This window comes from Klebsiella sp. A-Nf5 (assembly GCF_002810545.1).
GTDB lineage: Bacteria > Pseudomonadota > Gammaproteobacteria > Enterobacterales > Enterobacteriaceae > Klebsiella > Klebsiella variicola.
Genome location: NZ_PIOG01000170.1, coordinates 1 through 8,177 on the forward strand (window position 1 = coordinate 1; position 8,177 = coordinate 8,177).

At 57.8% G+C, this 8,177-nt stretch carries 11 protein-coding genes and 3 pseudogenes; 11 read left to right on the forward strand and 3 right to left on the reverse strand.

Going from position 1 to position 8,177, the window contains the following annotated elements:
• The first annotated feature begins 63 nt into the window (after positions 1 to 63).
• Positions 64 to 768, forward strand: a pseudogene (locus CWM53_RS19215) (IS6 family transposase).
• Between the two features lie 45 nt (positions 769 to 813).
• On the opposite strand, the pseudogene umuC reads toward CWM53_RS19215, so the two are convergent.
• A pseudogene (umuC, locus tag CWM53_RS19225) lies at positions 814 to 1,758 on the reverse strand (translesion error-prone DNA polymerase V subunit UmuC); the annotation flags it as partial.
• Positions 1,758 to 2,183: a translesion error-prone DNA polymerase V autoproteolytic subunit gene (gene umuD / locus CWM53_RS19230; RefSeq protein WP_040118452.1), complete on the reverse strand. Its 426-nt coding sequence runs from the start codon at positions 2,181 to 2,183 to the stop codon at positions 1,758 to 1,760. The pseudogene umuC and the gene umuD, both read right to left, overlap by 1 nt.
• A gap of 206 nt (positions 2,184 to 2,389) precedes the next feature.
• Here umuD and CWM53_RS19235 point away from each other — a divergent pair, with 206 nt between their 5' ends.
• The 10 genes from CWM53_RS19235 (at position 2,390) to CWM53_RS19290 (ending at position 7,604) form a co-directional block, all read left to right on the forward strand.
• On the forward strand, positions 2,390 to 2,620 hold the full coding sequence (locus CWM53_RS19235) for a hypothetical protein (protein ID WP_100750822.1): 231 nt from the start codon (positions 2,390 to 2,392) through the stop codon (positions 2,618 to 2,620).
• Between the two features lie 422 nt (positions 2,621 to 3,042).
• Positions 3,043 to 3,744 (forward strand): DNA methyltransferase, encoded by a 702-nt coding sequence (locus CWM53_RS19240; protein WP_100750823.1) that lies wholly within the window; start codon positions 3,043 to 3,045, stop codon positions 3,742 to 3,744.
• Positions 3,744 to 3,965, forward strand: coding sequence for a hypothetical protein (locus CWM53_RS19245; protein WP_064174388.1), 222 nt, complete (start codon positions 3,744 to 3,746; stop codon positions 3,963 to 3,965). The genes CWM53_RS19240 and CWM53_RS19245 overlap by 1 nt, the downstream gene beginning before the upstream one ends.
• A 45-nt stretch (positions 3,966 to 4,010) precedes the next feature.
• Positions 4,011 to 4,421 carry a DUF1380 family protein gene (locus CWM53_RS19250; protein ID WP_100750824.1) on the forward strand — a complete coding sequence of 137 codons (411 nt, stop codon included), beginning with the start codon at positions 4,011 to 4,013 and terminating at the stop codon, positions 4,419 to 4,421.
• A gap of 48 nt (positions 4,422 to 4,469) precedes the next feature.
• On the forward strand, positions 4,470 to 5,234 hold the full coding sequence (locus CWM53_RS19255) for a hypothetical protein (RefSeq protein WP_100750825.1): 765 nt from the start codon (positions 4,470 to 4,472) through the stop codon (positions 5,232 to 5,234).
• Positions 5,235 to 5,666: 432 nt separating this feature from the next.
• Positions 5,667 to 6,095, forward strand: a complete 429-nt coding sequence (locus tag CWM53_RS19270) for an antirestriction protein (RefSeq protein WP_100750827.1) — start codon at positions 5,667 to 5,669, stop codon at positions 6,093 to 6,095.
• A 45-nt stretch (positions 6,096 to 6,140) separates the two neighbouring features.
• Positions 6,141 to 6,647: an antirestriction protein ArdA gene (locus tag CWM53_RS19275; protein ID WP_100750828.1), complete on the forward strand. Its 507-nt coding sequence runs from the start codon at positions 6,141 to 6,143 to the stop codon at positions 6,645 to 6,647.
• On the forward strand, positions 6,617 to 6,799 hold the full coding sequence (locus CWM53_RS19280) for a hypothetical protein (RefSeq protein WP_100750829.1): 183 nt from the start codon (positions 6,617 to 6,619) through the stop codon (positions 6,797 to 6,799). The genes CWM53_RS19275 and CWM53_RS19280 overlap by 31 nt, the downstream gene beginning before the upstream one ends.
• A gap of 197 nt (positions 6,800 to 6,996) precedes the next feature.
• Positions 6,997 to 7,260 (forward strand): DNA polymerase III subunit theta, encoded by a 264-nt coding sequence (locus CWM53_RS19285; RefSeq protein ID WP_100750830.1) that lies wholly within the window; start codon positions 6,997 to 6,999, stop codon positions 7,258 to 7,260.
• Between the two features lie 23 nt (positions 7,261 to 7,283).
• On the forward strand, positions 7,284 to 7,604 hold the full coding sequence (locus CWM53_RS19290; RefSeq protein ID WP_100750831.1) for a hypothetical protein: 321 nt from the start codon (positions 7,284 to 7,286) through the stop codon (positions 7,602 to 7,604).
• A gap of 354 nt (positions 7,605 to 7,958) precedes the next feature.
• On the opposite strand, the pseudogene CWM53_RS32015 reads toward CWM53_RS19290, so the two are convergent.
• Positions 7,959 to 8,077, reverse strand: a pseudogene (locus CWM53_RS32015) (hypothetical protein); the annotation flags it as partial.
• Positions 8,078 to 8,177 lie beyond the last annotated feature (100 nt).

Below are 8,177 nucleotides of genomic sequence, written 5' to 3' on the forward strand. Positions count from 1 at the left end.
GGCACTGTTGCAAAAATCTGGAGGTGATAGACTCATCGCCACCTTTTGCTGACGGAGCTGCACATGAACCCATTCAAAGGCCGGCATTTTCAGCGTGACATTATCCTGTGGGCGGTACGCTGGTACTGTAAATATGGCATCAGCTACCGCGAACTACAGGAGATGCTGGCCGAACGCGGCGTGAATGTCGATCACACTACGCTTTACCGCTAGGTTCAGCGTTATGCACCTGAAATGGAAAAACGGTTGCGCTGGTACTGGCGTAACCCTTCCGATTTTTGCCCATGGCACATTGATGAAACGTACGTGAAGGTCAATGGCCGCTGGGCTTATCTTTACCGTGCCGTCGACAACAGGGGCCGCACTGTTGATTTTTATCTCTCCCCGCGTCGTAACAGCAAAGCTGCATACCGGTTCCTGGGTAAAATCTTCAACAACGTGAAGAAGTGGCAGATCCCCCGTTTTATCAACACGGATAAAGCGCCTACCTATGGCCGTGCGCTTGCACTGCTCAAACGAGAAGGTCGATGCCCGCCTGACGTTGAACACCGACAGATTAAGTACCGGAATAACATCATTGAATGCGATCATGGCAAGCTGAAAAGGATAATCGGCGCCACGCTGGGATTTAAATCCATGAAGACGGCTTACGCCACAATCAAAGGGATTGAGGTGATGCGTGCACTACGCAAAGGCCAGGCCTCACCATTTTATTATGGAGATCCCCTGGGCGAGATGCGCCTGGTCAGCAGAGTTTTTGAAATGTAAGGCCTTTGAATAAGACAAAAGGCTATCTCTCCGCTAACTTTGCAACAGTGCCAGTTTCTCTGTTGCCAGATTGCCGTAATAAGGCTCGTTGATGGCGAACGGCGACGTTTTAATGAAAGCCGAGATATGCCGGCAGTACTGGTGCTCTCCGCGCAGCTTCTCCGCAGCGCGTTCTGCATGCTGACAGATGGCCTGACGCATGGCTTCATACGTTGTGACGCGTTCTCCGAAAGAACGGCTGCAGACAATCTGCTGTTTTGGCGGGGGGGCTTCTTCCAGCGAGATGCACGGCTCTCCGTTCAGTTCACGAACCGTTCTCTCCAGCACCACGTTGAAGTTTTTCCTGATGAAGGTCGGATTCGCGCGCGCCAGCTGCAGCGCGGTGATGATACCCATTGTCCCCAGCGTCTTCGAAATTCTCCGGCCCACACCCCAGATTTCTTCCACCGGCTGAAGTGACAGCAGTTTCTCCGTCCGCCGGGGATTGCCCGGGGTCAGGGCCAGCACACCACCAAATTGCGGCCATTCTTTTGAAGCCCACTGGGCTGACTTCGCCAGCGTTTTGGTGGGGCCCATGCCGACACCGATGGTGAGTCCCGTACCGTTGCCAACATGGACACGCAGCTGCCGGCCGAAGTCCTCAAAGTCAATGCAGCTGTTGATGCCCCGGATATCAAGGAACATCTCGTCAATGGAATACTGTTCCACGCGCGGTGCCAGCTCTTCCAGATGTGTCATCACCCTGGCGGACATCGAGGCGTACAGCTCATAGTTGCTGGAGAACACGTGCAGCTTCTCGGGAAACTGTGCGTCCTTCAGCTGGAACCACGGTACCCCCATTTTAATACCAAGAAGTTTCGCTTCTTTTGAGCGGGCGATAACGCAGCCGTCGTTGTTGCTCAGCACGATGACCGGTTTACCCCGCAGGTCAGGGCGAAACACCTTCTCGCAGCTGGCATAGAATGAGTTGACGTCAGCCAGGGCAAACATCAGTCCACTCCGCGCGTTTTATGGATAAACGCGGTCACCACACCAAAAATCTGCAGCGTCTCCGGGTCAGGGTGAAGGGCAGGGTAGGCCGGGTTCATGGGCTGCAGTACAGGACGGGGCGTCAGCAGAAGCCGTTTGACGGTAAATTCCCCCTCCATTTCGGCGATGACAATGTCCCCGTGCACCGGCTTCTCTGCCTTATCGACGACCATCAGGTCGCCTGAATTCAGGCCAATATCGGTCATCGAGTTGCCGATAGCCCGGACAAAATAGGTGGAGGCCCGGTGCCGGATGCAGTACTCGTTCAGGTCCAGCTCCGCTTCCGTGTAATCTGCCGCCGGCGATGGAAAACCGGCGGCGCAACGCTCGGTAAAAAGGGGGAGGGTCATGACCCCGGGTTCGGGGGAGGCAGCAATAAACTTCATTTTTAGCGTCTCATTAACTGTATTTATATACAGTAATTATTTTGCCGCCTTTATTTTTTTGCAAGCCTCTTTACGCAGCTCCGGGCTAAGACATTGCTGTGGTTACGAAAAAAATGACTGACTGTAAAAACGTATGTCGGGGCTACACCGGTAGCGGTATCCTGTAATATACAGATAACCAATGAATTTCTATCCAGGAGGTCTTTATGTCACCCGGCTTCAGAAACGTTCTTCGCTTTGCCGGCGTCCCCGTCGACAGCAGCGAACCGGTACGCAGGCAGTACGGCAGCCGCATGATTGGTATCGTGACGGTATGCCTGCTCCCGCTCCTGGTGTTCGACGTCCCGCTGTGGGTTTTCGTGCTCTCCCAGGTCATCTGGGGCGCGGGCGTGTATATCGGTCTCTCCGTGGCCGGAGATAAAACCCGGATCCGTTGATATCCCGCTGCTGATTGTACAAAAAAAGAACAGGCGTGGTGACGTCTGTCCTCCCGCGCTTCTCCGCTGTCTGCCTTCAGGTTATCCACAATCTTAAACCCCGCGTTTGTGGACAGGTATGTCGATACTCCTCTTTCCCCTGATGTCGCTGAAGGCCTGCCACCCGCTGCCAGTGTCTCGCGTCCGGCCTGTTACGGGACGGGCGGCTTTTCCGCTCAGGCCCGGCGTCGTTGAGAGTGTACGCCAGTCCCTCGCCCTTTTAAGGAACGCCCTTCAAGCCGCTTTTGCGGCATATTCTCGCCGTCGAACAGATATTCCACAGTCGGCCTGACCCGTGACCGGACGCGATGAACAGGCAGCGTGCGGCAGGGAACGGTATCGCGGTGATACCTCCTGTCCCCTCTGACTACAGGAGTGCTGCCATGTCCAGATTCATTCTCGGGAACTGTATTGATGTGATGCGCGGATTCCCCGACCGTGCCGTGGACCTTATTGTGACCGATCCGCCTTACCTCGTCGGTTTTAAGGACCGTCAGGGCAGACAGATTGCCGGGGATGTGACGGACGAATGGCTGCAACCGGCCACGCTGGAGATGTACCGCGTCCTCAAACAGGACGCCCTGATGGTCAGTTTCTACGGCTGGAACCGGGTGGACCGCTTTATGGCCGCGTGGAAGGCGGCGGGGTTCTATGCCGTGGGCCAGCTTGTGTTCACCAAAACCTATGCGTCAAATCGCCGTAATGCGAAAGACCGACGCGGATTCGTGGACTACCGCCATGAAGGGGCTTATGTCCTTGCCAAAGGCCGCCCGGTGCCGCCCCTCAGACCGCTGCCGGATGTGATGCCTTTTCCGTATACCGGCAATCCCCTGCACCCGAACCAGAAACCGGTGGAGGCGCTACAGCCGCTGATTGAGTCATTCAGCGCCCCGGGCGCGATTGTCCTGGACCCGTTTGCGGGGAGTGCCTCGACCTGCGTCGCCGCATACCGCGCCGGACGCCGCTATATCGGCATTGAAATGCTGGCGCAGTACCACCGGGCCGGAACCGAGCGACTGGCCGCCATGCACCGGGCCGTCAACACCCCGGCGGCGAACAATGAATGGCTCCCGGAGGCGGCGTGATGAACTACGACGGACACGAAGCCCTGCGCCGCGATATGGCCGGGCTGGCCAACAACATCTGCGACCTGAAAACCACCCTGAAAGTGCTGGAAGACAAATACCACTACCAGCACGACGGACTGCCGGAACGGCTGGCTGGCGTGAGCCTGCGACGCCTCAACGTCCTGATGGACGAGGCATTCAATATCGCCCTGTTACTCGATGAATCTTTCAGAGACTGAACCCCGGGCGGCGAGGCCGCCCCACTGAATCACGGAGACAACACCATGCTGTATGGCACCCGTAAAGAACTGAACAAAAAACTCAAACGCATGTTTGGGAACGAAGAACGCTACGCCCTGCTGGTCTGGACGAAAGAAGACGTGATGGCCCAGGCCGTGAACATGACGGAGGCTGAGGCTCACACCCTGCTTGAGCTTATCGGGCGCACGGGAACGGGGGAGCACACCGAAGAAGGCGTGTCATTCCGCACCGTGCAGGCGCTGTATGCCGGGATTCGCCCGAGGATTCCCCGCGTGAGCGTCCCCGTCGATACGCTGTATCGCATCACGGACATTGCCGCACAGGCGATTAACGGAGAAGACGAGCATTCGCCGTCCCTGACGGTAGATCACTACCCGAGTGTCGCTGACGCCCAGGCAGAAATCGCCTGGCTGAAACGCGAAATCGCCGCTTAACCCGACCGCCCCGCTGAACGGCGGGGCACTCACCGAAGGAAAACAACCATGAGAAACGACACCTTCAACGCGCTGATACTCCGCCTCGGCGACCGGATGCTGCGCCAGGCTGGCTGGCCCGACGTCATTGATATGGCGCCCGTCGCCCCTGAAACCGTACCCGGCTGGCTCGCCGCCTGCGGCTCTCTCAGCGGTGCGGAAATCCTCACGCTGACAGAGCAGCTTTGCCAGCCGCTGACGTATGGCCGGGCTGCGTTGTTGCTCGCCAGCGCCCGGCGGCTGGCGGGAACCCCGGCGCGTCTGCATCTCTTTCCGGTGCAGGCATATCCGCATCCGGAGCGGCTGGCTGACTGTCAGGTTATCCGCCTGCCTTACGCGCAGGAATGGCTGACGGCAGCAGAATGTGACGATCTGCTGAACCTCCTGAAAGCCTCCCTCACGCAAATAACGGAAATCGTGTGCCGGGATACGAAACGTATCGCTGCCGCGCTGGTTCCTTCCGCCACCCCGCGCCTGATGGACAGGTGTTTCGGGGACTGGCGGTTGCTGGCCGACGAGTATGACCATGAAAACTGGCTGGACGCAGGCGAGACCGACAGGCTGGATCAGGTCCTCGATGCCGTTCTGGTACGCAATGCGCGATTCTGCCCGGTCCTGTTCACCCTGGTAAATGAGCGGGAGGAAAATATGGAGGGCGCTGGGGTTATCACCGACCTGCTGCGTTTTCCGGGCGATCCGGTTCGCCGCTGGCTTGATCGCCGCGTATTACGGGACGTGGTGAGAGAGGCCCGCGGCGTTAACGCTCAGGTGTGACAGGCCGTTTCTGTGGGGGAGGGGAGACCCCCCCTTTTTCTGCCTGCCGGCGCAGGACGCCCCGTGCGATAAGGATGTCCCCGTGCCGGCTCCGCGTTTACCCGGCCCGGCCTCCGGGCCTTTGGGATGAAAACCCGCCTCTGTTATCGCCGTGTCGTGTGCGGGCGGTGCCGTGCCTCCATCTTAGCCGGGCTGTCGCGAATGCAAGGGTAAAATGAACGCGGCGGTCACCCGGTCCTTCCTTCCCGTCAGCCGGGATTTTCCGGTCGTTCGACCGCTCAGGATTCACGGCCTCACCCTCCAACTCCCGTCTGCCGTGTGCGTCAGGCTGCGGCTTCCCTTGCGCCCCTGCATTCCCGACTGGTCGCCCGTCTGTTATGGAGGCACGGCACCGCCCGGTGTCGCAGTCCATGTGATTACGGAGGTTTTACCATGCAGTATGTGAAAGCACGCCCCGTCCTGAATGTTGAAGAGTCCGACCGCCTGTCTTTTATGCCCTACATGTTTGGCAATGATTTTATGCTCGCTGAATTGCAGGTGTATGCGCTGGCCAAAAAATGGATACCCGAATATGAAGCCGAATTCTGGCATTACATCCGCTTACCGGAGGGCGGCGGTTACATGATGCCCGATTGTGGCCGCGTCCATATGGTCAGCACGGAAAGCTGGTTTGACCGCATTGTGAGCGCCGACGCGGCGGGCATTATTCTGACATCGCTGGCCGTTAACCGTCGTCTGGCGGCCCACCATGACAGCGGCAACCCGGCCCTGACGCACCTTTACATGCTGCGTGATGCCCAGCTCTGGAATCACATCACCCTTCACCCGGAATGCAACGCCATTTACGCCGCGCTGGACTGATTAACGACCGGGGCGGCCATGCCGCCCCGCAGGGAGACGAAAAAAATGAATTCATCTATCACCATTCCGGCGGTCTACGTGGGCACGTATCACCAGTACAACTGCGGCAGCATTTTTGGCAAATGGTTTGATTTAACCGATTTCGACGACGAAGACGCGTTCTATGACGCCTGCCGGACGCTGCACGCCGGAGAAGATGACCCCGAACTGATGTTCCAGGACATCGAGGGCATTCCGTCACAGTTTGCCTCTGAATCCTCTGTGAAGTGGGCGTTTATCGAGGCTTTCCGGCAGGCACAGGACGACGGGCGCGCCGCCGCGTTTGTGGCCTGGGCGGAGTATACCGGCGAGTGCGACTATGACGCCTTTGATGACGCGTATTACGGCGAAGCGGAAAGCGAGGAGGATTTTGCTTATGGCTTTGTGGAGGATAACGGCCTGTTAAACGAGGTGCCCGAATCCCTGCGCGTGTATTTCGATTATGAAGCATACGCGCGGGATTTATTCAGCAGTGACTATTTATTCCACGACGGTTATGTCTTCAGAAACTGAATGATGCCCGGCGGAGAAGTCCGCCGGGTAATGCCGGGCGGCGGGAACTGACCACCGCCCGGGTGATGGACGAAATCTGTGAATACATGACCTGTCAGTGCGCGGTATACATTGGCGGACACTTTATCTTACAGGGCGGTAAGGGCCAGTAAGCAGTAAGCGTGATGGCAGGCGTCCGGGCCGGAGGGCGCCTGTCAGCCCGCGCCCAAAACCCTGGCAGGCTGCGCCTGCCGGAGAGAAACTTCGCCGCGCCTCCGGCGCCGCTCGCTCTCTTCTCCGTTCTCAGTCGCTGAAGTCTCTGAATGCGCGTATTATCCGTGATAGCTTTCTGGAAAATGGTAAGGTGCATATGTCAAAATGGAATATCGCCTCATTCTCAAAAGACGAGCAGGACAAAGTCTCCGTCGATAAAGCGGCCGCCGCTGTTGCCTGGCAGGAGCGGATGAACAAGCCCGTGGTGCCGGAGCGGGTTGAACGGGAGCAGCCCGAACATCTGCCCGAATATTTCCGTGAACGTCTCCGGGTGCATCGGCTGAACAGTCAGCAGCTGCCGCGCGCAAATGCGTCTGAATACCAGAAGCCCGAAGACGGTGGCAGTGAGAGTAAGCCTTAATTTTTTCCCAGGGAGGGACTGCTATGCGTATGTCTGTTTTATTTGCTCTGACGTCTGTGTTCACCGCGTTTAATCTTGTATTTATGCCATTCCATCCCGTCATGATGTTATGGGCTTTCGGCCTCTCTGTCGCCTTCATTCTGGTTAATGTGATTGCCGACAGACTGCGTCTGTGGTCCGGTATTGCATGGGGAATGGCTGCCGCCGTCATCGTCGCTTTTATGCTTAACGGTGCAGAACCCGGTGAAGAAAACCGGGTTCTCATCAGTACATTCGCCTGTCTCGCCTCAGCATGGTATGCCGTGATTCAGTTCAGAAAAGAGAAGAGAGAGTCTCTGTCATGACCGGTACAATTTCTGCCTCTGCCTCTGCCTCTGCCTCTGCCTCTGCCTCTGCCTCTGCCTCTGCCTCTGCCTCTGCCTCTGCCTCTGCCTCTGTCTCATGCTGCTATTGTTGTAGATGTTGCAGATGTAGTTGATTTTGCTGCTCTTCCTCTTCCTCTTCCTCATTTGCTTTTCACACAATCTGCCCCCGGACACCTTCGGCTCCCGACCCGCTGGCGCGGTTCAGTCGTCGAGCCACACTGCGCTAACCGCGAAAGGACGCGGTAAGCTCCGCCGAACCCGCAAGGCGGTTTCGGGCCTGCCGGCTAGTGTCTGATGTCTGAGGTCAACGGCAGGCTTGCAGCATCCTTGTCAGGATGCGCCGCCTCTGTCGCGCCGTGGCCTGCGCTTTTCGCACCCCGGCAAACTGACGCCGGGCTGTAAGGGGCAACGCCGTTTCGCGCCCGCGCGTTTCGTCGTTGCGGCGGGTTCCTGCTCTTTCCTTACCTGGTGCCGTTTCACCCCTTTGAGTCCTTTCGCCGGGGCTGAGACAAGCACAACCCGCCTGGCTGTCCAGTACCGCTGATGCTCTCC

What these genes read in the sequence shown, in the direction of transcription:
- umuD (WP_040118452.1), bottom strand. Translation starts at nt 2,183, where the DNA reads ATGAAGTTTATTGCTGCCTCCCCCGAACCCGGGGTCATGACCCTCCCC.
- CWM53_RS19245 (WP_064174388.1), top strand. Translation starts at nt 3,744, where the DNA reads ATGAACTACGACGGACACGAAGCCCTGCGCCGCGATATGGCCGGGCTG.
- CWM53_RS19250 (WP_100750824.1), top strand. Translation starts at nt 4,011, where the DNA reads ATGCTGTATGGCACCCGTAAAGAACTGAACAAAAAACTCAAACGCATG.
- CWM53_RS19275 (WP_100750828.1), top strand. Translation starts at nt 6,141, where the DNA reads ATGAATTCATCTATCACCATTCCGGCGGTCTACGTGGGCACGTATCAC.
- CWM53_RS19290 (WP_100750831.1), top strand. Translation starts at nt 7,284, where the DNA reads ATGCGTATGTCTGTTTTATTTGCTCTGACGTCTGTGTTCACCGCGTTT.
- CWM53_RS19235 (WP_100750822.1), top strand. Translation starts at nt 2,390, where the DNA reads ATGTCACCCGGCTTCAGAAACGTTCTTCGCTTTGCCGGCGTCCCCGTC.
- CWM53_RS19240 (WP_100750823.1), top strand. Translation starts at nt 3,043, where the DNA reads ATGTCCAGATTCATTCTCGGGAACTGTATTGATGTGATGCGCGGATTC.
- CWM53_RS19255 (WP_100750825.1), top strand. Translation starts at nt 4,470, where the DNA reads ATGAGAAACGACACCTTCAACGCGCTGATACTCCGCCTCGGCGACCGG.
- CWM53_RS19270 (WP_100750827.1), top strand. Translation starts at nt 5,667, where the DNA reads ATGCAGTATGTGAAAGCACGCCCCGTCCTGAATGTTGAAGAGTCCGAC.
- CWM53_RS19285 (WP_100750830.1), top strand. Translation starts at nt 6,997, where the DNA reads ATGTCAAAATGGAATATCGCCTCATTCTCAAAAGACGAGCAGGACAAA.